Raw genomic sequence first — 21651 nt, 5'->3', positions numbered from 1 at the left:
AGTTATCATGCATGAATCTGGTGGATGGAAGCTGCTGGCCCGGTCTGGCGTGTTTCATTACGTGGTCCTCGCAATTGAGAGGGCCACGCTGGATCAGCACGCAATGGAGGATTACGGCGGATCTTCGAGGCCCTCGGCGGGCCCACGAATGCTCTGTAAATATCTGCTCCGTTACCGCCGTCAGACCACCCCTGTGAAGCTCACCGCTCGCTAAGATAGTAGCGATCGGTCGCCACCAGATCGTCGGTCAGCTCATAGACGATCGGCTGGCCGGTCGGGATCTCCAGGCTGACGATCTCGTTGTCGGGGATGCCCGACAAATGCTTGACCAACGCGCGCAGCGAGTTGCCGTGCGCCGAGACGAGCACGCGCTTGCCGTCCTTAAGATCGGGGGCGATCTTCTTTTCCCAATAAGGCTGGACGCGCGCGATCGTGTCCTTGAGGCTCTCGGTCTGCGGGATCTTGATCCCGGCGTAGCGGCGGTCCTTCGACAGGTCGAACTCGCTGTCCGCCTCGCCCAGCGGCGGCGAGATGTCGAACGCGCGGCGCCAGATCTGGACCTGCTCGTCGCCGTGGATCTTGGCGGTCTCGGCCTTGTTGAGCCCGGTCAGCCCGCCATAATGCCGCTCGTTGAGAGCCCAGTCCTTCTCGACCGGAAGCCACAGCCGCCCCATTTCCTCGAGCGCGAGGTTGAGCGTCTTGATCGCGCGCGTCTGGAGGCTGGTGTAGCACTGGTCGAAGTCGAAGCCCTTGTCGGCGAGCAGCCGGCCCGCGGCCTTGGCTTCCTCCACGCCCTGGTCGGTCAGGTTGACGTCCCACCAGCCGGTGAAGCGATTCTCCAGGTTCCAGGCCGACTGGCCGTGGCGGATGAGGACGAGCGTGGGCATTAGGCCTCCTTCGACTTGAACGTTCGCCGCGGCTGATAGAGAGATGCCGCGGCTTCGCAAAGGGAGATGCGGCATGGCGATCGTTCGACAAGCCCTGGTCCATGACGGCCCCGGCGGCCCGTTCGAGGGCGTCGCCGCCTGGGACGATGCGGTCGAAGGCCCGCGCCCCTGCGTGCTCGTCCTGCCCAATGTCCTCGGCCAGAAGGAAGCCGACAATCTCAAGGCCGAGGCGCTCGCCGAGCTTGGCTATGTGGCATTCGCTGCCGACCTGTTCGGCCAGGGCAAGCGCGCGCGGATCGAGGAGGGCGACCGCAGCCGCTACATGGACGCACTCGACGGCGACCGCCTTTTGCTCCGTGACCGGCTCGCCGCATCGCTCGCCGCTTTGAAGGCGCTGCCCCAGGCCGATCCCGATCAGGCCGCCGCAATCGGCTTCTGCTTCGGCGGCAAATGCGTGCTCGACATGGCGCGGGCCGGCCTCGGCATCCTGGGCGGCGTCAGCTTCCACGGTGTCTACGATGCGCCGGATTACCCCAGTGTCACGCCGATCGCCGCCAAGCTGCTGGTGTGCCACGGTTGGAACGACCCGCTCTCGCCACCAGACGCCACTGTCGTTCTCGCCAACGAACTCACCGAAGCCGGCGCCGACTGGCAGTTCCTCGCCTTCGGCCATGCCGGCCACGCCTTTACCGATGCGAGCCGCACCGGCCCCGGCGACATCGCCTACGAACCGCGAGCCGATCGCCGCAGCTGGCGCGCCATGACGGATTTTCTCGAAAGACTTTTCTGAATCGTTGCCGGTGCGTTAGCGTGCCGTAATGACTTTCTTCGAGAGCCTCGTCGCGCTGCTGTTGCTCGCCGTCGTGCTGCTTCAGGTCGCGCGCCGGACCCCGATCCCCTATCCGACGATGCTCGCCGCTGCCGGGGTAATCGTCGCGCTGGTGCCGGGGAGTCCGTCGATCGCGATCGACGGCCATACCGCGCTGGCGCTGTTCATCGCGCCGGTGCTGCTCGACGCGGCGTTCGACTTTCCGCTCGCCGCAATTCGCCGGCTATGGCGCCCGCTGGTCGCGCTCGCCGTCGTCGCGGTCCTGCTGACCACCGCCGTAGTCGCATGGATCGGATGGGCGCTGGCCGGGCTGCCTTTGCTCGCCGCGATCACACTGGGCGCAATCGTTGCGCCACCCGATGCCGCGGCGGCGACGACGGTGCTGCGCTCGGCCGCGCTGCCGCGCCGCACGGTGCAGGTGCTCACCGGCGAGAGCCTGCTCAACGACGGCACGGCGCTGCTGCTGTTCGGTGCCGCGGTGGCGGTGCACAGCCATGGCAGCATCGATGGCGGCGTCGTGCTGCGGCTCGGGTTCGCCGTGCCGGGCGGGATCGCGCTGGGGCTCGCCTGCGCGTGGCTGTTCCGCTTCATCTTCCCCTATACGCGCGGCTCGTTCGGCGGGAATCTGCTCGAATTCGTCAACACATTCTTCGCCTGGCTGCTGGCCGAGCGGCTGGGGCTTTCGGCGGTGATGTGTGTGGTGACGATGGCGATGTCCATCGCCAACAGCCCGCACATGAAGATCGAGGCGCGCAACCGCATCCAGTCCTTCGCGGTGTGGGGCGTCGCGGTGTTCGTGCTCAACGTCGTCGCATTCCTGCTGATGGGGATGCAGGCGCGCGCGATCGTCGGCAGCATGACTCCCGATCATTTGCGCGATGCGGCGGGCACCGCGGGGCTGGTCGTCGCCGGCGTCGTGGTGACGCGGATGGCCTGGGTGCTGCTCTACAACCGGCTGGCCGCGCGGTTCCGCTGGCTGCACGGCGAGGCCGAGCCCGCAAGCTTGGCCCAGGGCGTGATCGTCGGCTGGTGCGGGATGCGCGGGCTCGTCACGCTCGCGACCTCGTTCGCCTTGCCGGCCGATTTCCCGCAGCGCGACGTCATCGTGCTGTCCGCCTTCGCCGTCGTGCTCGCGACCTTGGTGGTGCAGGGGCTGACGCTAGCGCCGCTGATCCGCCTGCTCGGACTGGGCGAGGGCGACGACCGCCACGAATATGTCGCCGCCCAGCGCGCGCTCGCCCAGGCGGCGCTCGGCACGGTGTCGGGCGAGCAGGGCCGTGTCGCCTCGGAGATCCGGCGCCAGTTCGAGATCGACCTCGCCGCGCTCGATGGCGACGATGGCTGTGGCGACTTCCTCGCCCGCCGCGAAATCAAGCTGCGCGCGATCGAAGCCCAACGCGAACGCCTGCACGCGCTCCGCGACGACGACGCGATCGGCGCCGAGCAGTTCGAGCGGCTCCAAGAAGCGCTCGACTGGCACGAGCTGTCCATCGCGTCGGCCGAGCGCCGGACGATCGACGAGAGCTAGGTGAGGAGTGATAAGCCGCGAGTGGCAGGACGTGGGTGTTTGTGATGGGCTTTCGGAGGCGAAAAGTCAGAAAGCTGCCGAATGGACGCACTTTCCCTATCGCCCGCAGGCGATCGGCTGCAGGTGCTCGAGAGATCTCGCATTCGCCCATGTGAGCAGGCCGGCTCGATCACCCAAAATTGAAGTAGCCAGCTAGCTTAGCCCGCGGAGCAACTATCAGAATGGCTTCGCCGTGATTCAGGATTTTGTAGAAGGCCCCGGGCCGCTTCAGTGCTCCCGGCAGGTCGCCCAACGGCCGGTCACCGCTTTCACATCCGGCGAAGGCCGCTTCGTAGGCGGCGTTGCCACTGGCCTGTGGAATAGGCGTAATGCTCCAGCCGCCGCCTGGCGGAGTGAGCTCTATCCCGCTTTTTGTTCTTTTCCCCGTGATCAAACGCGTGGCCGATGCATCGGAAAGCTCAACGACTAAGGCGTCACAGCTTTCACGCAGGCCAAAGCCGCCACCCGCAAACAGGCTGCGCTCGATCTCCATTCCTGCGGGGATTTGATCGCTCGGCCATGTGGGGCCGGTACAGCCGGTCAATACCGACGCGGCGAGTACTATAATTCTGATTTTCATGCCGCCCCCATAAAGTCTGCATTCTGACCCGTGATCAGAATACGCTCGGGGCGTGCAGATTTCATGGATAGAACGCCTGTTCTTGATGCGCTTCGCCGACACTGGCGCTTCGCTTAACGAAGAGCCGCTTTCGGAGTATGTAGAAAGTGCTCAGAGCGACTTACTTAGGGGCGACAGCGCTCGTGCAGGCGCGGCTCCTCAATCTAGACCACGCGCGACAGGAACCGGCTGAACGGGTCGGGCTCGTAGTCGGCGAACGGCGCGCATTCGGTGAAGCCGAACTGGCGGTAGAGCGCGTGTGCGGGTTCGAATGCTTCGCCCGATCCGGTCTCGAGGCTCAGCCGATTGTAGCCGCGCGCGCGGGCGGCCTGGAGGATGTGGCTGACCAGCGCCGCGCCGGTGCCGCGGCGGAGATGCTCGGCAGCGGTGCGCATCGACTTGATCTCGCCATGGGCGGGATCGAGCTGCTTGAGTGCGCCGCAGCCGAGCAGATCCTCGCCGTCCCACGCGGTCCAGAAGGTCACGCCCGGCGCGCGCAGGCCAGACAGGTCAAGGAAGTGGCAGCTGTCCTTCGGCGAGTTGGCGAGCATGCTCGCGAAATGCGCGTTCAGCAGCGCGACGACCCGTGGATCGTCCAATCCCCCCTCGCGGATCTCCATCAGAGTTCGTCGATCATGCCGGCGAGCGTGTCGAGACAGGCGTGCGCGAGCACCTTGCATCGCGCCGGCGACCAGGCGAACTCGGCGTCCGCATTGGCGTCATGGTCCTTGAACGGCATTTCCAGCGTCATCGAAACCGCACCGAACCGTTCTGCCAGCTGGTTTGTCGACATCGAAAGATTGGCCTTGCCCGGTGCCGCCTTCTCATAGCCGAGATCGAGCTGGAATTCGGGGGTGGTGTCGGCGAGCCGGCGCGCGAAGGTGTAGAATTTCTCGCCAAGCTCGTCCGTCCAGCTCGGAATCCCCTCGAAGCCTGCGAGGAAGTTGGCCGGGATCGCCTCGTCGCCATGCACGTCGATCGCGAAGTCGACGCCGGTCTCATCCATCCGATTGCGCACCGCGAGGACCTCGGGGCTCTTCTCGGGCGTCGGCGAATGCCATTCGCGGTTGAGGTTGATCCCCGCCGCGTTGGTGCGCAGGTGCCCACGGCGCGAGCCGTCGGGGTTCATGTTGGGGACGAGGTGGAAAGTCGCCTTGGCCCGCAGCGCCTGTGCCGTCGCGTCGTCCGGATCGGTCAGCTTTTCGAGCGCGCCTTCCATCCACCATTCGGCCATCGATTCGCCCGGATGCTGGCGGGCATAGAGCCACACCTGCTTGGGCCCCTCGCCAAGGCTCAGATAGTCGATCGGCTGGCCGTCGAGCGTGACGCCGAGTTCGCGGTGGCTGACGCCCGGTAGTGCGGCAACACGCGTCACCAGGTCGTGGTGCCGTTCCATCGAATAGGGCGCGAAATAGGCGAACCAGGTGACGTCGCTGTCGATCGCCTTGGTGAAGCTGAGCACGCCATCGGCATAGTCCGAATCGGTGACGCGCCAATTCTCGCGATCGGTGCTCCACCGCGTCTTGTAGTTCGGCCACCCGAACGCATAGGCCGCGCCCCCCGCGTTGAGGATGCGGAAGGTGAGCGTCCGCCCCTTCGCGCCGGCCAGCCGGAAGTGGAACCACTGGTAGAAGTCCGACAGGTGATCGGTGACGATCTCGAGGTCGACCCGGTCGCCTTCGATCGCGACTACGCGGATGTTGCCGCTGTCGAACGCGGCGTTGATCTGGATGCTCATTTGACCGTGGTAGTCACCCCGGACTCGCCTGGGAAGTCCTTGAACAGCGCGCGTGCCAGCCGCGCCGCCGCCTCGCGCGGATCGCTGCCCGGCTTGCCGCTGATCGATTCGGTAATCGCGCGGCCTTCCCACACGGTGGTGTTGTCGCTGCGCCGGCGCAGCTGGACCCAGAGTTCGGAGCCGATCACTTCGCGCGTCTTGCCGCCGATCCCGAAGGACAATCCGCCGCCAAGCCCGACGCCGCCGCCCCGGCGTCCGCCGCTGACGCTGCCGCCGCCCAGCCCGATCGATACCGGCGGCTGCTCGCGAAACGCCCCGCGCGACGAACGGGTGAACGACACTGCGGCGATATAGCCCGACGCCATGTCGCTGCGCGCCTGGACATAAGCGAGGCGCTCGAGCTCGGCCGCGACCGCGTCGGCATAAAGCTGATATTCGGGGCTGATCTGATTGGCGCCGGTCATCGGCTCGACCGCGACGGTGGTGCGCTCCATCGGCTGGCCGAGATGGTAGCGGGTGACATCCACAGGCGCCATGCGCGTGGTGGTGCAGCCGCCGGCGAGAAGGGCGGCGCCCGCTGCTGCGATGCTGAGGATCCTGGTCACGGCGGTACACCTTCCTGTCTCGCGGAGGGAACGCCCCGCCGCACCTCAACCCTGCGGCCAAGGAGTCGGTTCCGCAAGCCCGCACCTTGACTTGGCCGGGATCGGCCTCTAGGCGGGCGCCTCTTTTCCAGCATCAGATATTTGAGAAGCGAATCGGTCATGAAGATCGTGAATTCATTGAAGTCGCTCAAGGGTCGCCACCGCGACAACCGCGTGATCCGTCGTCGTGGCCGCATCTACGTGATCAACAAGACGAATCGTCGGTTCAAGGCCCGCCAGGGCTAATCCCGGACGTGGGGACGCCGAGCGCCGTCATCTTCGATGTCGGCAGGGTCCTCTTCGAATGGGATCCGCGGTATCTTTACGAGCGCTTGATCGAGGACGATCAGGCGCTCGAAGCGTTTCTGGCGAACGTCGTCACCAAGGAATGGCATTTCCAGCACGATGCCGGGCGTCCCTTCGCGGAGACCTCGGCCGAGTTGCGTGCGCAATATCCTGAACACGCCGAGCTGATCGCCGCCTGGGGGCCGCGCTTCAACGATACGGTGCCGCACCCGATTCCCGGAATGCTGGAGATCGTCCGCGAACTCGATGCCGCGGGCGTGCCGCTGTTCGCGATCACCAATTTCTCGGGCGAGTTCTGGCCGGCCTGGTCGCAGCAGCATGTAGAGATCTTCGATCGCTTCCGCGACGTGGTCGTCTCGGGCGACGAAAAGCTCGTCAAGCCCGACCCTGCGATCTACGCGCTCGCGCTCGATCGATTCGGCCTCGAAGGGCCCGACGCGGTGTTCGTCGACGACAGCCCCGCCAATGTCGCGGGCGCCAAGGACGCCGGCATCCACGCCGTGCTGTTCACCTCCGCCGAGGATTTCCGCGCCGAACTGGTGCGGCTGGGATTGCTCCGGGCGGAGTGACTCCCGCAACTCCGTTCGTGCTGAGCTTGTCGAAGCACCGATCTGCCTTACCGATAGCAAGAAATATACGGCCCTTCGACAAGCTCAGGGCGAACGGGTAGCTTCAGATGTTCGGCGAGCGCGGTCGTGCTCGACGGCGAGGCCGATGCGCGCCAATCGGATTAGCTCGGGAAGCGAATTCCGCATCTCGGCAATCAACGCTGCATTCTCGTTCCAGCGCGTGTCGGCGGGCGAAACATAGCTCGGAGATTGCACGAGACATGCTGCGATCACCTGCTCGGCATCCCAATCCTTTCCGGCCAGGGTCATCGTCGCCGGATCGCGATTGGTCACGGCCACCAAGCGCATGCAATCTTCGTCGTCGAGCTGATCGACATACCACGGCGCTTGCGAGGCCGTCAGGTCGAGGCGCTCCAGCGTGTCCAGAAATTCCGGCTCCATGATCCCTCCGATCCGGAGCCGAGAATAGCCTAGTTTTCGCTGGGTCCGTTATAGTTCTTGAGCTCGTCGCCCAGGATGGTGACGACGTGGAGCACGTTGGTCGATCCCGGCGTCCCGAACGGCACGCCGGCGCAGACGACGATGCGGTCGCCGGCCGAGGCGAGGTCCTGGCGCAGCGCCATGCGCTTGGCCTTGGCGACCATCTCCTCGAACGATTCGACGTCGCGGGTCTGGACGGCATGGCTGCCCCAGAGCAGGCCGATGCGGCGCGCGGTTTCGATCTTGGGCGTCAGCACCATGATCGGCACGGTCGGGCGCTCGCGGGCGATGCGCCGCGCAGTCGAGCCCGAGCTGGTGAAGCATACGATCGCCGAGGCCGACACGGTCCGCGCGATGTTCTTCGCGGCTTCGGCGAGTGCGTCGGCGGTGGTCGGGTCGGGGCGCGTGACGGTGAAGTGGACGCGGTCGCCATGGGCAGGGTCGCGCTCGACTGCGTCGGCGATCGAATTCATCATCGCCACCGATTCGATCGGCCACTGGCCCGCGGCGCTTTCGGCCGAAAGCATGATCGCATCGGCGCCGTCATACACCGCAGTCGCGACGTCGGAGACCTCGGCCCGGGTCGGCGAGGGCGATTCGATCATCGATTCGAGCATCTGCGTTGCCACGATCACCGGGCGACCCAGCCGGCGCGCAGTCTCGACGATGCGCTTCTGCAGCGGCGGGACCGACTGCGGCGGCAGCTCGACGCCCAGATCGCCGCGCGCGACCATCACGCCGTCGCATTGCTCCATGATTTCGTCGAGCCGGGCGATGGCGGAAGGCTTCTCGATCTTGGCGAGCAGAGCCGCCTTGCCGCCGATCAGCCGACGGGCTTCCATCAGATCCTCGGGGCGCTGGACGAACGACAGCGCGATCCAGTCGCAGCCCTGCTCGACTGCGAAGGAAAGGTCGCTGCGATCCTTCTCGGTCAGCGCCGCCAGCGGCAGCACCATGTCGGGGACGTTGAGACCCTTGGAGTTCGACAGCGTCCCGCCGACCTCGACGCGCGTCACCAGCCGGTCCGGCGTCGCCTCGATCAGCCGCAGCACCATCTTGCCGTCGTCGAGCAGCAGCCGCGCATCAGCGTGCGCTGCCTCGAAGATCTCGCGGTGGGGCAGCTGGACCCGCGTCGCGTCGCCCGGCGTCGGATCGCGGTCGAGGATGAACTGGTCGCCCTTGGCGAGCACCACCTTGCCCTCGGCGAACTTGCCGACGCGCAGCTTTGGCCCCTGAAGATCGGCAAGGATCGTCGTGGGGCGGCCGTATTTCTTCTCGAGGCTGCGGATCGCCTGGATCACCGGCACCTTCGACGCCTGGTCGCCGTGGCTCATGTTGACGCGGAACGCGTCGGCGCCCGCCTCGAACAGCTTCTCGATCATCTCGACAGTGTTGCTGGCAGGGCCCAGCGTCGCGAGAACGCGGACTTTACGGCTGCGGGGGCGGATGGCCTGGGTCATTGCTCTCATTTCCTTGTGCGCGCCTGCCTCTACCCGTTAATCTCGCTCGATCAACCATGGAGGTGCCTGTGCCGACGCTCGATACTCTGGATGACGCTACAGCGGCCAAGGCGTTCCGGCGGCTCGTCCGGCATCTGCGGCATCGTAGCGATGCGCAGAATATCGACATGATGGGCCTTGCCGGTTTCTGCCGCAATTGCCTGGGCGACTGGATCGCCGAGGACGGGCTGAGCAAGGACGAGGCGCGCGAGATCGTCTACGGCATGCCCTTTGCGCAGTGGAAGGCGCGCCACCAGATCGAGGCGACCCCCGAGCAGCTTGCGCGGATGGAAGAGAGCCTGCAGCGCAACCATGTCGAGGACCAGCTCGACGACGCGCTCGACGACAGCTTCCCCGCCAGCGATCCACCTGCCATGACGGACCCATCCCGCTGACGGGAAGAGGAGGGGGCTCCATGATCCGCAAGACGATGCTCGCCGCGCTGGCGCTGTGCGCCGGCACTTCCGCGCTGGCGCAGACCGCGCCGGCCGATGTCCGCTACATCCAGGCCGGGCATCTGCTCGACCGCCCGGGCCAGGCGCCGCGCGGCGCGAGCACAGTGATCGTCCGCGACGGCAAGGTCGCCGAGATCCGCGATGGCTTCGTCGCGCCCGAGGGCGGCGCCGAGCTGGTCGACCTGCGCAGCGCCTGGGTGCTGCCTGGGCTGATCGACATGCACGTCCACCTCTGGGGCATCGGCGGCGATCCGATGCGCGCCCGCGTCGAGGCGGCGGACCGCGACGATGCCGACAATATGGTGACCGCGATCGCCAATATGCGCGCGACGCTCGACGCCGGCTTCACCACGGTGCGCGATCTCGGCGGCGATCCGCGCGGCATGCGCGCGCTGCGCCAGGCCGTCGCCGGGGGCACGATCCCGGGCCCGACGATCGTCAACGCCGGCAAGATGCTGACGGTGAGCGGCGGGCATGGCGATGCCGCCAACGGCAAGCGCGCGGAGTTTGCCGAAGTCATCCGCGAACATCAGCTCAACATCTGCGACGGGCCGGTCGAATGCGCCCGCGCCGTGCGGCTTCAGGTCGCGATGGGCGCCGAAGTGATCAAGTTCGGCGCGACCGGCGGCGTGCTCTCCAATGTCTCGGGCGGCCTCGGCCGCGCGATGACGCCCGAGGAGATGCGCGCGATCATCGACACCGCGCACGGCCTCGGCCGCAGGGTCGCCGCGCACAGCCACGCCGCAGAGGGCAGCAAGGCCGCGCTGGCCGCCGGCGTCGACACGATCGATCACGGCACGTTCCTCGACGACGAGACGATCGCATTGTTCAAGGCGAAGGGCGCCTGGCTGGTCCCGACGATGATGGCGCCGCGCGCTGCGCTTGCCCAGGCCCGCGGCGGCATGCTGCCGCCCGCCACCATCTCCAAGGCCGAGGCGGCCGGCGCCGCGGCGGTCGAGAGCCACCGCAAGGCGATTCGCGCCGGTGTGAAGATCGCCTTCGGCACCGACACCGGCGTCTCGCGCCACGGCGACAATGCCCAGGAATTCGCGCTGATGGTCGATGCGGGGATGACGCCCGCCGCGGCGATTCGCGCCGCGACGCTCGACGCCGCCGACGCGCTGGGGATGAAGGCCGAGCTCGGCTCGCTCGAGCCGGGCAAATGGGCCGATGTGATCGCGGTTGCCGCCGATCCGCTCGCCGATGTCCGCCGGCTCGAGAAGGTCGATTTCGTCATGCGCCGCGGCATTGTCCACAAGCTTGGCGGCGTCCGTCAGGGTTTCCCGGCGAACTGAGGTTGAGCGTTTCGCGCCGATCGCCTAGACGCGCGCCTTTCATGAAATTCCGGAGCGGGAACCCCAATGAGCGATAGCATTTCGGCCGAGCAGCTGCGTCTTTTCATCGAGCGCATCGAGCGCCTCGAAGAGGAAAAGAAGGGCATCGCGGACGATATCAAGGACGTCTACGCCGAATCGAAGTCGACCGGTTTCGACACCAAGACGATGCGCCACATCGTCCGCCTGCGGAAGATGGAGAAGCATCACCGCGACGAGGCCGATGCGCTGCTCGAAACCTATCGCAACGCGCTCGGCCTGCACTAAGATCGGCACGGGCGGTGCAGCGATGCCGCGGTTGAAGCGAGGGTGATTCGATGATCCTTACCACTACCAACGGCATCGATGGCCGCCAGGTCACCCGCTATCACGGCATCGTCACTGCCGAGGTGATCCTTGGCGCCAACGTCTTTCGCGACCTGTTTGCCGGGATCCGCGATTTCGTCGGCGGCCGCTCGGGTGCGTATGAGAAGCCGCTGCGCAAGGCGCGCGAGATGGCGATGCAGGAGCTCGAGGCCGAGGCGGCCGACAAGGGCGCCAATGCGGTGATCGGCATCGACATCGATTACGAAGTGATCGGCGATTCCGGATCGATGCTGATGGTGTCGATCTCCGGCACCGCGGTTACCGTCAGCTAAGGTTGCGCCGGGCCGCGCCGCTGGCCTAGAGACGCGCATCCGTTTCCAACGAGAGCGCAATGGCAGGCCATTCCAAATTCAAGAACATCATGCACCGCAAGGGCGCGCAGGATAAGAAGCGCTCGGGCATGTTCTCCAAGCTCAGCCGCGAAATCACGGTCGCGGCCAAGATGGGCTTGCCCGATCCCGACATGAACCCGCGCCTGCGCGCCGCGGTCAACGCCGCCAAGGCGCAGTCGATGCCCAAGGACAATATCGCTCGGGCGATTGACAAGGCGAGCAAGGGCGAAGGCGAAAATTACGAGGAAATCCGCTACGAGGCGTTCGGCCCCGGCGGCGTCAGCCTCATCGTCGAGACCCTCACCGACAACCGCAACCGCACGGTCACCAATGTGCGCACCGCGATCAGCAAGAATGGCGGCAATCTCGGTGCGCCGGGATCGGTGAGCCACGCCTTCGACCGGATGGGCCTGATCAACTATCCGGCGAGCGCCGGTGATGCCGACAAGGTGTTCGAGGCCGCGCTCGAAGCCGGCGCCGAGGACGTGACGAGCTCGGAGGACGGCCACGAGATCTGGACCGCGATGGATTCGCTCCACGAAGTCGCCAAGGCGCTCGAGCCGGTACTTGGCGAGGCCGAGGGCGCCAAGCTCGCCTGGCGCCCGCAGACGATGGTCGCGGTCGAGGAAGGCGATGCCGGCACGCTGTTCAAGCTGATCGACGCGCTCGACGACGATGACGACGTCCAGACGGTGTGGGGGAATTACGAAGTCTCCGACGAAGTGATGGAGAAGCTGGGTTGAGCCAATCTCCCGCTCCCTTTGGGAGCGGGAAGGGGCCCGCGCGCGAAGCGCGTGGGAAGGGTGAGGGCAGCTCGATCCTCACCCTTCCGCAGCTTTCCAGCTCCTTCCCTCTCTCACAGGGAGAGGGTCTATGATCATCCTAGGCCTCGATCCCGGCCTCGGCACCACCGGCTGGGGGATCATCCGCGCCGAGGGCAATCGCCTGAGCCATGTCGCCAACGGCAAGCTCAAGACCGATACCGCGGCCCCGCTCGCCCGCCGCCTCGCGCATCTCGACGCGATGCTCGCCGCGATCATCATCGACCACACGCCGGAAGCCGCGGCCTGCGAGGAGGTATTCGTCAATTCCAACGCGCAATCGACGCTCAAGCTCGGCCAGGCGCGCGGCGTGGTGCTCTGCGCCGCCGCGCGCGCCGGGCTCGATGTCGGCGAATACACGCCCAGCGTAGTCAAAAAATCGGTGGTCGGCACCGGCGGCGCCGAAAAGGCGCAGGTGCATGCGATGGTCGCGCGGCTGCTTCCTGGCGTGAAGATCGACGGCCCCGATGCCGGCGACGCGCTCGCGGTGGCGATCTGCCACGCGCATCACCTCGCCAGCGCGCGTCTGCGATTTCGCTGAGCGGCTCAGGCTGCGAGCGCGGCCGCTCTGTCCTCGTCGTCGTTGGAGGCCTGCCTCTCGGGCCGCGCAACGCGGCTTCGCCGCGCGCGCTTCGACCGGCGCACTGGCAGGCGCGCCGCAAGCCATGCTTTCACCGTGCCGAACCGCATCGTCGATGCCACCACCAGCGTCATCGCGATCGCGTCGACCAGCGAAGTGATCTCGAATGCCACGACCCACCCGGCAAGCTCGGGCAGCGCCATCGCGAACAGCCGCAGGCCTTCTTCTTCCATTACCAGGAAGCATGCCAAGCCGATCGTGCCGAGGATCAGCCAGGTGATCACCGCGCCACGCTCGATCCGCGCCAGCGCGGCGGCGGGCTTGCTGACCAGCCAGTGCCGCATGACCCGCCCGATCGGCGTATCCCCTGCCGAGAACAGCGCCACCCAAAGCAACAGCAGCCCAGCGATCATCTGCACCTCCCCCAGGATTTCGCCATCGAAATGGTGACGCGTCGAGCGGCTTGCCAGAGGCCTCGGCGTTTTCGCTTTCCTACACGCCGTCGTTCCGCTTATGTACCGCTGATGACCAGCCCGGCCCTCCGCCTTGCCGTCGCGACCGCGCGCGAAGCTACCGAGTCAAGCGACGCTGCAAACCCGCGTTTCGAGTCAATTTGGTCAACCGGCCGGTCGGTTGACTCGTGGAACCCACGGCCATGATCGCACACCTCAAGGGCAGGTTGGCGGCAACCGGCGTCGATCACGCGGTGATCGACGTGGGCGGCGTCGGCTACCTCGTCGGCGCCTCGGCCAAGACGCTTGAAAAGCTGGGGCCGGTCGACAGCGCCGTGACGATCCACACCGAGATGCTCGTTGCAGAGGATTTCATCCGCCTGATGGGCTTCGCCACCGCCGACGAGCGCGACTGGTTCAAGCTGCTCACCCATGTCCAGGGCGTCGGCGCCAAGGTCGCGCTCGCGATCCTCTCGATCCTGACGCCCGACGAAGTGCGCACCGCCGTCGCCCGCGCCGACTCCGCGATGATCGCCCGCGCCAATGGCGTCGGCCCCAAGCTCGCCCAGCGCATCGTAAACGAACTCAAGGACAAGGCCGGCGGCATCGCGCTCGGCGGCGCGGCGGGCGCGCCGGCACCCGTGGGCAGTGCGGCGTCGGACGCAGTCTCGGCGCTGCTCAACCTCGGCTTCAAGCCCGCGGAGGCCTCGACCGCAGTCAGCGCCGCCAATGACGAGCTCGGCGCGGGCGCCACGCTCGACGCGCTGGTCCGGCTTGCGTTGCGAAAGGCAGCGAAGTGACCGTGCGTGTCGCCACCTGCCGCTGCGGCCAGCTCCGTGCCGAAGCCAGCGGCGAACCGGTGCGCATCTCCGTATGCCATTGCCTAGACTGCCAGCGGCGCAGCGGCTCCGCCTTCGCCGCGCAGGCGCGTTTCCCGCTGGAGCAGGTCCGCTTCGACGGCGACGCGAACCAATGGGTGCACGCCAACGACAGCGGTGCCGAGACAAGCTTCCATTTCTGTCCGAGTTGCGGCGGTACGGTCTGGTATCAGGGCGGCGGCTTGCCCGATCTGATCGCGATTCCCCTCGGCTGCTTCGCCGATCCGAATTTCCCCGCGCCAAACTTCTCGGTGTGGGAAGTACGCAAGCATGCCTGGTTGCAGATCACCGGCGACCAGATCGAGCATTATGACTGACACCGACCGCATTCTTACCGCCACGCGCCGCGCCGAGGATATCGACGCCGCACTGCGCCCCAAGACGCTCGACGAATTCGTCGGGCAGAAGGGCGCGCGCGAAAACCTCCGGGTGTTCATCCAGGCGGCGAAGCAGCGCGGCGACGCGCTCGACCATGTCCTGTTCTTCGGTCCCCCGGGGCTCGGCAAGACTACGCTCGCGCAGATCATCGCACGCGAGATGGGCGTCGGGTTTCGTTCGACCTCGGGGCCGGTGATTGCCAAGTCGGGCGATCTAGCGGCACTGCTCACCAATCTCGAGGACGGTGATGTCCTCTTCATCGACGAGATCCACCGGCTCAATCCCGCGGTCGAGGAAGTCCTCTATCCCGCGATGGAGGACCGTGCGCTGGACCTCATGATTGGCGAGGGGCCATCCGCCCGCTCGGTGCGGATAGACTTGCCGCGCTTCACCCTGGTCGGCGCCACCACGCGGCAGGGACTGCTCACCACCCCGCTGCGCGATCGTTTCGGCATTCCGGTCCGCCTGCAATTCTACACCGTCGACGAACTTGAGCGGGTCGTCACGCGTGCCGCCACCCTGCTCGACCTCCACGTCGCTCCCGATGGCGCACACGAGATCGCCAAGCGCGCGCGGGGCACCCCGCGCATCGCCGGCCGGCTGCTGCGTCGCGTCCGCGACTTCGCCAATGTCGCGGGGGAGGAGACGGTGCACGCCAAGGTCGCGGACGCCGCGCTCAACCGGCTCGAAGTCGACGGCCTCGGGCTCGACACGATGGACCGGCGCTATCTGATGATGATCGCCGACATCTATCGCGGCGGCCCGGTCGGGGTCGAGACGCTTGCCGCGGGCCTCTCCGAGCCGCGCGACACGATCGAGGAGGTGATCGAGCCCTATCTCATCCAGATCGGCATGATCGCACGCACTGCGCGCGGGCGCTGCCTCAACGCCGCGGGCTGGAAGCATCTCGGGCTCAATCCGCCGCCCAGCGCGCAGGACGGGCTGTTCGACTGAGGCGAGGGGTTCCCCCGAGTCGCCGGCTTGGTTAAGGCCGCGCCATGCATGCGCTCCCCGCCCTCGGCCGCTTCCATGGCCTCGAGCACCAGTTCGCGCTGCGCGTCTATTTCGAGGATACCGATCTTACCGGCGTCGTCTATCATGCCAATTATCTGCGCTACATGGAGCGCGCCCGCTCGGATATGCTGCTCGCCGTCGGGATCGACCAGCGCGCCGCGTTCGAGGCGGGCGAGGGGGCATACGCCATTCGCGGCCTCAAGCTGGACTACCAGTCGCCGGCGCGGCTCGGCGAGGAACTGATCGTGGCGAGCCGCCTTATGTCTATGCGGGCCGCTGCCGTCGTCATTCAGCAACGAGTCATGCGCGGGCAAACAATCGTGACCGCAGGTGAAGTCGAGGCGGCGTTCGTCTCCCCGACGGGAAGGCCCCGGCGCCAGCCTGCTGCGTGGATTGCCGCGTTCGAACCGTTGTTGTGGAAGGGAAACTGAACTCGACATGCTATTCCTGAATACCGCTGCCGCGACCATGTCGCCCATTGGCCTGTTCCTCCAGGCGGACTGGGTGGTCCGCGGCGTGATGATCGGCCTGCTGCTTGCCAGCCTGTGGACCTGGGCGATCATCCTCAGCTTCGGCTTCCGCGTCAGCGCGGTGAAGAAGGGTATCGTCGCGTTCGAGACCGAATATCGCGAGGCCGACGATATCGACGAGTTCCACCGCCGCAGCGCCGCGAGCGACCAGCCGATCTCGCGCGTGTTCGCGGCGGGCGTCACCGAATGGCGCCGCTCGACCACCGGCAAATCGATCGACCGCGGTGGCACGCGCGACCGGCTTGCCACCGCGATGGGGGCGGCGGTCGCGCAGGAAATCGATCGCCTCGCCGATCGGCTGAACTTCCTCGCCACGGTCGGCTCGGTCGCGCCGTTCGTCGGGCTGTTCGGCACGGTCTGGGGGATCATGCGCAGCTTCACCAGCATCGCCGCCGAGCAGAATTCGTCGCTCGCGGTGGTCGCGCCGGGCATCGCCGAGGCGCTGTTCGCCACCGCGATCGGCCTGTTCGCGGCGATTCCCGCAGTGATCGCGTACAATCGCTACAGCCACGCGATCAACCGCGTCGAGCAGCGACTCAATCGCTTCGCCGACGGCTTCCACGCGACGCTAAGCCGCCGCCTGGAGATGGAAGCCTAAGCCGTGGCGATGCATCTTCCCTCCAATCGAGGCCGCGGGCGCCGCGCGCCGATGGCCGAGATCAACGTGACGCCGCTGGTCGACGTCATGCTCGTGCTGCTCATCATCTTCATGGTCACCGCGCCGCTGCTCACCGCGGGCGTGCCGGTGAACCTGCCCGAGAGCCGCGCCAGGGCGCTCGACCAGGAGCAGAAGCCCGTCCAGATCGCGATCGACGACAAGGGCCAGGTGTTCGTCGACGACGAGCCGGTCGATGATGCCGGGCTGCCCGGCATGCTCGAACAGGTCGCCGCGCGGAAGGGTGCCGACGGCAAGCCGCCGCAAATCTACCTGCGCGCCGATCAGGGGCTTGGATACGGCAAGGTCATGCGCGTGATGGGCGAGCTCAACCGCGCCGGGCTCAACAGCGTCGCGTTGCTGACCAACGCCGCGAGCAAGTGACGCGATGGCGCTGACACGTTCCGAAGGCGTGGGCTTGGGCGTCGCGGCAGTCCTTCATGTCGGGCTGTTCGTGCTGCTGTCGCCCGCGATGTCGCCCAATCCCGACAAGCTGGTCAGCACGCCGATCGCGGTGTCCTTCGCCGAGGACGTTGCGCTCGAAAGCGCCGCGCCGGTGATCAGCAGCGAGACAGAGGCGGCGAAGAAATCCCCGGTCGAAGCCCCGGTCGAGCCCGATAGCGCACCGCCCGAGCCGGTCTCGGAGCCCGAGCCGGCCCCCCGGCCGCAGCCCGCCCCGCCCAAGCCTGCGCCGGCACCCGCGGAAAAGCCAAAGCCGTCGCCACCCGCCAAGCCCGCGCCGCCGTCCAAGCCCGCGCCGCCGTCCAAGCCGGCACCGCCCGCGAAGACGGCATCCGCGGCTCCGAAGTCCAACCCGGGGCAGCCGCCGCGCCGCGATGTTCGCCCGACCGGCAATCTTGACGGGCTCGATCTCGGGCGCACCAACAATCGTAACAACGGCACCGCGACGACGCCGCCCGCGACGATGACTGGCAAGGCTGCCGCCGATATCGGCTCGGCGATCCAGCGCCAAGTCCAGCCCTGCGCCAATCGCCAGGTCAATCCGGGCCCGGGCGCCGATCAGATCCGCGTCACGGTCAACCTGCGGATCAACAAGGACGGGTCGCTGGCCGGCCCGCCGCGGATCATGGGCCATACCGGCGTTGATGATGCGAACCGCCGTTATGTCGAGCGCGTTGACGATGCGGTGCGCGCGATCTTCGCCGCCTGCTCGCCGCTGCGCGGACTGCCGGCCGAGCTCTACGACGTGCCCAATGGCTGGAAGAGCTTCACCCTTCGATACCGACTGACAAGCTGAGGAACTGGAGACGATGCGAACCTTCAAGATCGCGCTGGCCACGCTGATGGCCACCTCCGCCGGCATTGCCCATGCGCAGGTCACCCCGCCGCCGATCGCCGCGCCGCAGGACGACCAGTCCGGCGGCCTCGTCGTCGATGTCGAGGGTGGCATGTCCGCGCCGCTGCCGATCCTGATCCCGGCGATGCCCACGTCGGCGGTCGCTTCGACCCCGGCAGGCTCGACCGACGAACTCGGGCGGAAGTTGGCGCAAATCGTCGATGACGATCTCCGCAACACCGGGCTGTTCAAGACGCTCGGCCCCGGCGCCACGCGTGGCATCGCCTATTCCGAAGTCACGACGCCCAATTACGCCGGCTGGAGCAGCGGCCAGGCGCTGGTCCAGGGCTATGTCCGCGCCAACGGCAACGGCACGCTGACGATCGGCTGTTATCTCTACGATCTCGCTGCACAGACCGAACTCGTCCGTCAGGGCTTCGTCGTATCGCCCGGCGACTGGCGCCGCGCCGCGCACAAATGCTCCGACGCGATCTACACGCGCCTCACCGGCGAAGGCCCCTATTTCGACAGCCAGATCGTCTATGTCGCCGAGCAGGGGCCCAAGGGGAAGCGCCGCAAGCAGATCGCGATCATGGACCAGGACGGCGCCAACCACCGCTTCCTGACCAACGGCCAGAACATCGTGCTCACCCCGCGCATGTCTCCCAAGCAGAACGCGATCGTATACATGAGCTACGAGAATCGCCGCCCGTCGATCTGGATCTACGACATGAGCGCGCGGACCAACCGGCGCCTGGTCGATAATGTCAGCCAGAATTTCGCGCCGCATTTCTCGCCGGACGGGCGCAACATCCTGTTCTCGATGTCGGTGGCAGGCAATACCGACATCTACCGCATCGCCGTGAGCGGCGGATCGCCCCAGCGGCTGACCAACACGCCGGGCATCGACACCGGCGGCAGCTATTCGCCCGACGGATCGAAGATCGTGTTCGAGAGCGACCGCGGCGGCACCCAGCAGCTCTATGTCATGAACAGCGATGGTTCGAACCAGCGCCGGATCAGCTTCGGCGGCGGGCGCTACGCCACCCCGGTCTGGAGCCCGCGCGGCGACCTGATCGCCTTCACGCGCACCGGCGGCGGCGCATTCCGCATCGGCATCATGAACTCGAGCGGCGGCGGCGAGAAGCTGCTGACCAACGCCTGGGGCGACGAAGGCCCGACCTGGTCGCCCAACGGCCGCGTACTGATGTTCTTCCGCGCGTCGCAGGGCAGCGGCAAGCCCGATTTGTGGTCGGTCGATCTCACCGGCGTCAATGCCCGCAAGATTCCGACGCCGCTCGACGGCTCGGATCCGAGCTGGGGACCGATTCGTCCCTGAAACGTTACGAATGCGGAGGGTTCCGCAATCGGGTTGCACGAAATCACGACTAGAGGAGGAAAATGACGATGGCCAAGATGACGACCAGCCTGGTCCTGGGCCTGGCGCTTGTCGCCACCGCGGGCTGCGCCAAGAAGCGTCCCCCCGAATTGCCGCCGACCCCGACCGAGACCGCACCGCCCGTCGAAGGCGGCGAGAGCAGCGACACGATCGCCGGACGCCTCAACGAGCAGTTCAAGCGCGAAGTCACCAGCGACACGGTCAATTTCGCGCTCGACCAGTACGACATCGATTCGCAGGCGCGCTCGATCCTCGACAGCCAGGCCGCCTGGCTGACCGCGCATGCCGAGGCGCGCGTGACGCTCGAAGGCCATGCCGACGAGCGCGGCACCCGCGAGTATAATCTCGGCCTGGGCGATCGTCGCGCCAACGCCGCGAAGAACTATCTCGCGGCGCGCGGCGTCTCGCCGACGCGCATCACCACGATCAGCTACGGCAAGGAGCGCCCGCTGGCGCTCGGTTCCGACGAAGCCAGCTGGGCGCAGAACCGCCGCGCGGTGACTGTCGTCATCAACTGACTGCCCATCAAGGGTATGGCGACGCCGTCGGCCCCTCGGGCCGGCGGCGTTCGCGTGTCTGGTGTTCGGCATTCGATTCGGCCTTGCATCAGCCCGTAATGCGATATAAAAGTGATATCATATTAAACGGGAGGCACAGATGACGGACATTCGAGGCGCGGCGCCCGCATTGCGGCAGAGCAGCGAGCGCGCGGCGCATACCGCGAGTGGCTATGGCATGCTGCTCGTGCTGCTGCTGGCGATCGGCGGCGTGGGTGTGTCGATCAGCCAGATCGACCGGATGGCGGACGCGATCGTCGTATCGGGCATATTCGTGTCGAGCGCGGTATTCCTCTTCGTCGTCGTCGGTTTCTACTTGCTCCAGCCCAACCAGGCGACGGTGATCACGCTGTTCGGCGACTATCGCGGCACCGATCGCACCACCGGGCTGCGCTGGACCTGGCCGTGGATGACCAAGAAGCGCGTCTCGGTGCGCGCGAACAACATCATTTCCGAGCGGATCAAGGTCAACGATCTGCGCGGCAACCCGATCGAGATGGCGGCGCAGGTCGTGTGGCGCGTCACCGACAGCGCGCAAGCCCTGTTCGATGTCGATGACTACAAGGCGTTCGTGAACGTCCAGATCGAGGCGGCGGTGCGCACGATCGGATCGCGCTATCCCTATGACGATTTCGAGCATCAGGAAGTGACGCTGCGCGGCAATCACGAGCAGGTCGGCACCGAATTGCGCGCCGAACTGATCGCGCGGCTCGCAGTCGCCGGGATAACCGTCGACGAATGCGGCTTCACGCACCTGGCGTACGCACAGGAGATCGCCGGCGCGATGCTGCGCCGCCAGCAGGCCCAGGCCGTGGTCGCCGCGCGGCAGACGCTGGTCGAAGGCGCGGTCGGCATGGTCGAGATGGCGCTCGACCAGCTCTCGGCCAAGAACGTCGTCGAGCTCGACGACGAGCGGCGCGCGGCGATGGTGTCGAACCTGATGGTGGTGCTGTGCGGCGAGCGCGATACCCAGCCGGTCGTCAATGCAGGTTCGCTGTACCAGTAGGGAAGGGCGCGTGTCGGATACCCCCTCCAAAAAGGCGTTCCCGCTGCGCCTCGATCCCGCGCTTTACGCAGCGATCGAGCGCTGCGCGGCAAGCGACCTGCGCAGCGTCAACGCCCAGGTCGAGTGCCTCCTGCGCGAGGCGCTGGGACGCCGCGGGGTCAAACTGGCGGAACCGGTCCGCGCCCGGCGCGGCCGGCCGCCCAAGCAAAGCGAGTAGACCCATGCGATCGAACAAATGCCCCAAATGCCCGGGTTCGATGGCCGAAGGCTTCGTCCTGGACGAGAATCATGGCTGGCGTCGCCCGAGCAACTGGGTGGCCGGCGCTCCGGTGAGGAGTTGGTTCACCGGAACCAACCTGCGCGGGAAGCAGAAGATTCCGGTCCAGACCTGGCGCTGCACGCGCTGCGGTTATCTCGAAAGTTATGCGGTATCGTAAGGCGAGGATGACAAGGGAGGCG

30 protein-coding genes are annotated in these 21651 nt (G+C 66.7%); 22 read left to right on the top strand and 8 right to left on the bottom strand.

Translation table 11 applies throughout. The annotated features are described in order from the left end of the window. Window positions 1-200 precede the first annotated feature (200 nt). Window positions 201-887 carry a 2,3-diphosphoglycerate-dependent phosphoglycerate mutase gene (gene gpmA, locus RZN05_RS13665; RefSeq protein WP_317227153.1) on the bottom strand — a complete coding sequence of 229 codons (687 nt, stop codon included), beginning with the start codon at window positions 885-887 and terminating at the stop codon, window positions 201-203. A 73-nt stretch (window positions 888-960) separates the two neighbouring features. Here gpmA and RZN05_RS13660 point away from each other — a divergent pair, with 73 nt between their 5' ends. Together RZN05_RS13660 and RZN05_RS13655 are read left to right on the top strand one after the other, a co-directional pair. Continuing rightward, window positions 961-1677 (top strand): dienelactone hydrolase family protein, encoded by a 717-nt coding sequence (locus RZN05_RS13660; protein WP_317227152.1) that lies wholly within the window; start codon window positions 961-963, stop codon window positions 1675-1677. Window positions 1678-1705: 28 nt separating this feature from the next. Continuing rightward, entirely contained in the window at window positions 1706-3244 is a 1539-nt protein-coding gene (locus RZN05_RS13655; protein WP_317227151.1) for a cation:proton antiporter, read from the top strand. 169 nt (window positions 3245-3413) lie between these two features. Here the strand turns inward: RZN05_RS13655 and RZN05_RS13650 are convergent, their stop codons facing one another. From RZN05_RS13650 to RZN05_RS13635, 4 genes are all read right to left on the bottom strand, one after another. Further along, window positions 3414-3863, bottom strand: coding sequence for a hypothetical protein (locus tag RZN05_RS13650; protein WP_317227150.1), 450 nt, complete (start codon window positions 3861-3863; stop codon window positions 3414-3416). 203 nt (window positions 3864-4066) lie between these two features. Further along, window positions 4067-4522, bottom strand: coding sequence for a GNAT family N-acetyltransferase (locus RZN05_RS13645; protein ID WP_317227149.1), 456 nt, complete (start codon window positions 4520-4522; stop codon window positions 4067-4069). Then, complete coding sequence (locus RZN05_RS13640; RefSeq protein WP_317227148.1) at window positions 4522-5640, bottom strand: M14 family metallopeptidase; 1119 nt, start codon at window positions 5638-5640, stop codon at window positions 4522-4524. Before RZN05_RS13640 ends, RZN05_RS13645 begins: the two co-directional genes overlap by 1 nt. Beyond that, window positions 5637-6245 (bottom strand): DUF4136 domain-containing protein, encoded by a 609-nt coding sequence (locus tag RZN05_RS13635; protein ID WP_317227147.1) that lies wholly within the window; start codon window positions 6243-6245, stop codon window positions 5637-5639. The genes RZN05_RS13640 and RZN05_RS13635 overlap by 4 nt, the downstream gene beginning before the upstream one ends. Before the next feature lie 159 nt (window positions 6246-6404). Here RZN05_RS13635 and ykgO point away from each other — a divergent pair, with 159 nt between their 5' ends. Together ykgO and RZN05_RS13625 are read left to right on the top strand one after the other, a co-directional pair. Then, window positions 6405-6530: a type B 50S ribosomal protein L36 gene (ykgO, locus tag RZN05_RS13630; protein WP_066482602.1), complete on the top strand. Its 126-nt coding sequence runs from the start codon at window positions 6405-6407 to the stop codon at window positions 6528-6530. 8 nt (window positions 6531-6538) lie between these two features. Then, entirely contained in the window at window positions 6539-7159 is a 621-nt protein-coding gene (locus RZN05_RS13625; protein ID WP_317227146.1) for an HAD family hydrolase, read from the top strand. A gap of 84 nt (window positions 7160-7243) precedes the next feature. Here RZN05_RS13625 and RZN05_RS13620 read toward each other — a convergent pair whose 3' ends face one another. Both RZN05_RS13620 and pyk read right to left on the bottom strand, forming a co-directional pair. Continuing rightward, complete coding sequence (locus RZN05_RS13620; RefSeq protein WP_317227145.1) at window positions 7244-7600, bottom strand: hypothetical protein; 357 nt, start codon at window positions 7598-7600, stop codon at window positions 7244-7246. Between the two features lie 29 nt (window positions 7601-7629). Beyond that, window positions 7630-9099 carry a pyruvate kinase gene (gene pyk, locus RZN05_RS13615; RefSeq protein ID WP_317227144.1) on the bottom strand — a complete coding sequence of 490 codons (1470 nt, stop codon included), beginning with the start codon at window positions 9097-9099 and terminating at the stop codon, window positions 7630-7632. A gap of 68 nt (window positions 9100-9167) precedes the next feature. Here pyk and RZN05_RS13610 point away from each other — a divergent pair, with 68 nt between their 5' ends. The 6 genes from RZN05_RS13610 (at window position 9168) to ruvC (ending at window position 12987) form a co-directional block, all read left to right on the top strand. Further along, window positions 9168-9533, top strand: coding sequence for a DUF1244 domain-containing protein (locus RZN05_RS13610; RefSeq protein WP_317227143.1), 366 nt, complete (start codon window positions 9168-9170; stop codon window positions 9531-9533). Between the two features lie 20 nt (window positions 9534-9553). Next, entirely contained in the window at window positions 9554-10888 is a 1335-nt protein-coding gene (locus RZN05_RS13605) for a metal-dependent hydrolase family protein (protein ID WP_317227142.1), read from the top strand. 66 nt (window positions 10889-10954) lie between these two features. After that, on the top strand, window positions 10955-11194 hold the full coding sequence (locus RZN05_RS13600) for a DUF2312 domain-containing protein (RefSeq protein WP_056617902.1): 240 nt from the start codon (window positions 10955-10957) through the stop codon (window positions 11192-11194). A 50-nt stretch (window positions 11195-11244) separates the two neighbouring features. Beyond that, window positions 11245-11565, top strand: coding sequence for a heavy metal-binding domain-containing protein (locus RZN05_RS13595; RefSeq protein ID WP_317227141.1), 321 nt, complete (start codon window positions 11245-11247; stop codon window positions 11563-11565). Between the two features lie 59 nt (window positions 11566-11624). Continuing rightward, entirely contained in the window at window positions 11625-12368 is a 744-nt protein-coding gene (locus RZN05_RS13590) for a YebC/PmpR family DNA-binding transcriptional regulator (RefSeq protein WP_317227140.1), read from the top strand. Between the two features lie 130 nt (window positions 12369-12498). Further along, window positions 12499-12987 carry a crossover junction endodeoxyribonuclease RuvC gene (gene ruvC / locus RZN05_RS13585; RefSeq protein ID WP_317227139.1) on the top strand — a complete coding sequence of 163 codons (489 nt, stop codon included), beginning with the start codon at window positions 12499-12501 and terminating at the stop codon, window positions 12985-12987. 5 nt (window positions 12988-12992) lie between these two features. Here ruvC and RZN05_RS13580 read toward each other — a convergent pair whose 3' ends face one another. After that, a complete protein-coding gene (locus RZN05_RS13580; RefSeq protein WP_317227138.1) occupies window positions 12993-13439 on the bottom strand; it encodes a hypothetical protein in 447 nt (148 codons plus the stop codon). A gap of 242 nt (window positions 13440-13681) precedes the next feature. On the opposite strand from RZN05_RS13580, the gene ruvA reads away from it, so the two are divergent. The 12 genes from ruvA (at window position 13682) to RZN05_RS13520 (ending at window position 21629) form a co-directional block, all read left to right on the top strand. Then, the gene (gene ruvA, locus RZN05_RS13575; protein WP_317227137.1) at window positions 13682-14278 is read left to right on the top strand and encodes a Holliday junction branch migration protein RuvA; all 597 of its coding nucleotides are present in this window, start codon (window positions 13682-13684) and stop codon (window positions 14276-14278) included. Then, window positions 14275-14673, top strand: coding sequence for a GFA family protein (locus RZN05_RS13570; RefSeq protein ID WP_317227136.1), 399 nt, complete (start codon window positions 14275-14277; stop codon window positions 14671-14673). Before ruvA ends, RZN05_RS13570 begins: the two co-directional genes overlap by 4 nt. Continuing rightward, entirely contained in the window at window positions 14666-15688 is a 1023-nt protein-coding gene (gene ruvB / locus RZN05_RS13565; protein WP_317227135.1) for a Holliday junction branch migration DNA helicase RuvB, read from the top strand. The genes RZN05_RS13570 and ruvB overlap by 8 nt, the downstream gene beginning before the upstream one ends. 44 nt (window positions 15689-15732) lie before the next feature. Then, window positions 15733-16179, top strand: a complete 447-nt coding sequence (locus tag RZN05_RS13560; RefSeq protein ID WP_317227134.1) for a YbgC/FadM family acyl-CoA thioesterase — start codon at window positions 15733-15735, stop codon at window positions 16177-16179. 37 nt (window positions 16180-16216) lie between these two features. After that, the gene (tolQ, locus tag RZN05_RS13555) at window positions 16217-16876 is read left to right on the top strand and encodes a protein TolQ (RefSeq protein WP_317227133.1); all 660 of its coding nucleotides are present in this window, start codon (window positions 16217-16219) and stop codon (window positions 16874-16876) included. A 3-nt stretch (window positions 16877-16879) separates the two neighbouring features. Then, window positions 16880-17317 (top strand): protein TolR, encoded by a 438-nt coding sequence (gene tolR, locus RZN05_RS13550; RefSeq protein ID WP_317227132.1) that lies wholly within the window; start codon window positions 16880-16882, stop codon window positions 17315-17317. A gap of 4 nt (window positions 17318-17321) precedes the next feature. Beyond that, a complete protein-coding gene (locus RZN05_RS13545) occupies window positions 17322-18191 on the top strand; it encodes a cell envelope biogenesis protein TolA (protein ID WP_317227131.1) in 870 nt (289 codons plus the stop codon). A gap of 46 nt (window positions 18192-18237) precedes the next feature. Continuing rightward, complete coding sequence (tolB, locus tag RZN05_RS13540; protein ID WP_394804824.1) at window positions 18238-19569, top strand: Tol-Pal system beta propeller repeat protein TolB; 1332 nt, start codon at window positions 18238-18240, stop codon at window positions 19567-19569. A 68-nt stretch (window positions 19570-19637) separates the two neighbouring features. After that, window positions 19638-20147 carry a peptidoglycan-associated lipoprotein Pal gene (gene pal / locus RZN05_RS13535; protein WP_317227129.1) on the top strand — a complete coding sequence of 170 codons (510 nt, stop codon included), beginning with the start codon at window positions 19638-19640 and terminating at the stop codon, window positions 20145-20147. 139 nt (window positions 20148-20286) lie between these two features. Then, a complete protein-coding gene (locus RZN05_RS13530) occupies window positions 20287-21192 on the top strand; it encodes an SPFH domain-containing protein (RefSeq protein WP_317227128.1) in 906 nt (301 codons plus the stop codon). Beyond that, window positions 21170-21409, top strand: coding sequence for a toxin-antitoxin system HicB family antitoxin (locus RZN05_RS13525; protein WP_317227127.1), 240 nt, complete (start codon window positions 21170-21172; stop codon window positions 21407-21409). The genes RZN05_RS13530 and RZN05_RS13525 overlap by 23 nt, the downstream gene beginning before the upstream one ends. Before the next feature lie 40 nt (window positions 21410-21449). Then, window positions 21450-21629, top strand: a complete 180-nt coding sequence (locus RZN05_RS13520) for a hypothetical protein (protein ID WP_317227126.1) — start codon at window positions 21450-21452, stop codon at window positions 21627-21629. Window positions 21630-21651: the final 22 nt, after the last annotated feature.

Origin of the sequence: Sphingomonas sp. HF-S4, from assembly GCF_032911445.1 — a bacterium.
GTDB classification, from domain to species: Bacteria; Pseudomonadota; Alphaproteobacteria; order Sphingomonadales; family Sphingomonadaceae; genus Sphingomonas; species Sphingomonas agrestis.
Note: the sequence above shows the minus strand (reverse complement) of the source record. Positions and strands in the feature narration are given on the sequence as shown.

Bases quoted from the DNA above. Each gene is read 5' to 3' on its own strand.
- gpmA (WP_317227153.1), bottom strand. From the start codon at position 887: ATGCCCACGCTCGTCCTCATCCGCCACGGCCAGTCGGCCTGGAACCTG.
- RZN05_RS13660 (WP_317227152.1), top strand. From the start codon at position 961: ATGGCGATCGTTCGACAAGCCCTGGTCCATGACGGCCCCGGCGGCCCG.
- RZN05_RS13655 (WP_317227151.1), top strand. From the start codon at position 1,706: ATGACTTTCTTCGAGAGCCTCGTCGCGCTGCTGTTGCTCGCCGTCGTG.
- RZN05_RS13650 (WP_317227150.1), bottom strand. From the start codon at position 3,863: ATGAAAATCAGAATTATAGTACTCGCCGCGTCGGTATTGACCGGCTGT.
- RZN05_RS13645 (WP_317227149.1), bottom strand. From the start codon at position 4,522: ATGGAGATCCGCGAGGGGGGATTGGACGATCCACGGGTCGTCGCGCTG.
- RZN05_RS13640 (WP_317227148.1), bottom strand. From the start codon at position 5,640: ATGAGCATCCAGATCAACGCCGCGTTCGACAGCGGCAACATCCGCGTA.
- ykgO (WP_066482602.1), top strand. From the start codon at position 6,405: ATGAAGATCGTGAATTCATTGAAGTCGCTCAAGGGTCGCCACCGCGAC.
- RZN05_RS13620 (WP_317227145.1), bottom strand. From the start codon at position 7,600: ATGGAGCCGGAATTTCTGGACACGCTGGAGCGCCTCGACCTGACGGCC.
- pyk (WP_317227144.1), bottom strand. From the start codon at position 9,099: ATGACCCAGGCCATCCGCCCCCGCAGCCGTAAAGTCCGCGTTCTCGCG.
- RZN05_RS13605 (WP_317227142.1), top strand. From the start codon at position 9,554: ATGATCCGCAAGACGATGCTCGCCGCGCTGGCGCTGTGCGCCGGCACT.
- RZN05_RS13600 (WP_056617902.1), top strand. From the start codon at position 10,955: ATGAGCGATAGCATTTCGGCCGAGCAGCTGCGTCTTTTCATCGAGCGC.
- RZN05_RS13595 (WP_317227141.1), top strand. From the start codon at position 11,245: ATGATCCTTACCACTACCAACGGCATCGATGGCCGCCAGGTCACCCGC.
- RZN05_RS13590 (WP_317227140.1), top strand. From the start codon at position 11,625: ATGGCAGGCCATTCCAAATTCAAGAACATCATGCACCGCAAGGGCGCG.
- ruvC (WP_317227139.1), top strand. From the start codon at position 12,499: ATGATCATCCTAGGCCTCGATCCCGGCCTCGGCACCACCGGCTGGGGG.
- RZN05_RS13580 (WP_317227138.1), bottom strand. From the start codon at position 13,439: ATGATCGCTGGGCTGCTGTTGCTTTGGGTGGCGCTGTTCTCGGCAGGG.
- ruvA (WP_317227137.1), top strand. From the start codon at position 13,682: ATGATCGCACACCTCAAGGGCAGGTTGGCGGCAACCGGCGTCGATCAC.
- ruvB (WP_317227135.1), top strand. From the start codon at position 14,666: ATGACTGACACCGACCGCATTCTTACCGCCACGCGCCGCGCCGAGGAT.
- RZN05_RS13560 (WP_317227134.1), top strand. From the start codon at position 15,733: ATGCATGCGCTCCCCGCCCTCGGCCGCTTCCATGGCCTCGAGCACCAG.
- tolQ (WP_317227133.1), top strand. From the start codon at position 16,217: ATGTCGCCCATTGGCCTGTTCCTCCAGGCGGACTGGGTGGTCCGCGGC.
- RZN05_RS13545 (WP_317227131.1), top strand. From the start codon at position 17,322: ATGGCGCTGACACGTTCCGAAGGCGTGGGCTTGGGCGTCGCGGCAGTC.
- tolB (WP_394804824.1), top strand. From the start codon at position 18,238: ATGGCCACCTCCGCCGGCATTGCCCATGCGCAGGTCACCCCGCCGCCG.
- pal (WP_317227129.1), top strand. From the start codon at position 19,638: ATGGCCAAGATGACGACCAGCCTGGTCCTGGGCCTGGCGCTTGTCGCC.
- RZN05_RS13530 (WP_317227128.1), top strand. From the start codon at position 20,287: ATGACGGACATTCGAGGCGCGGCGCCCGCATTGCGGCAGAGCAGCGAG.
- RZN05_RS13525 (WP_317227127.1), top strand. From the start codon at position 21,170: ATGCAGGTTCGCTGTACCAGTAGGGAAGGGCGCGTGTCGGATACCCCC.
- RZN05_RS13520 (WP_317227126.1), top strand. From the start codon at position 21,450: ATGGCCGAAGGCTTCGTCCTGGACGAGAATCATGGCTGGCGTCGCCCG.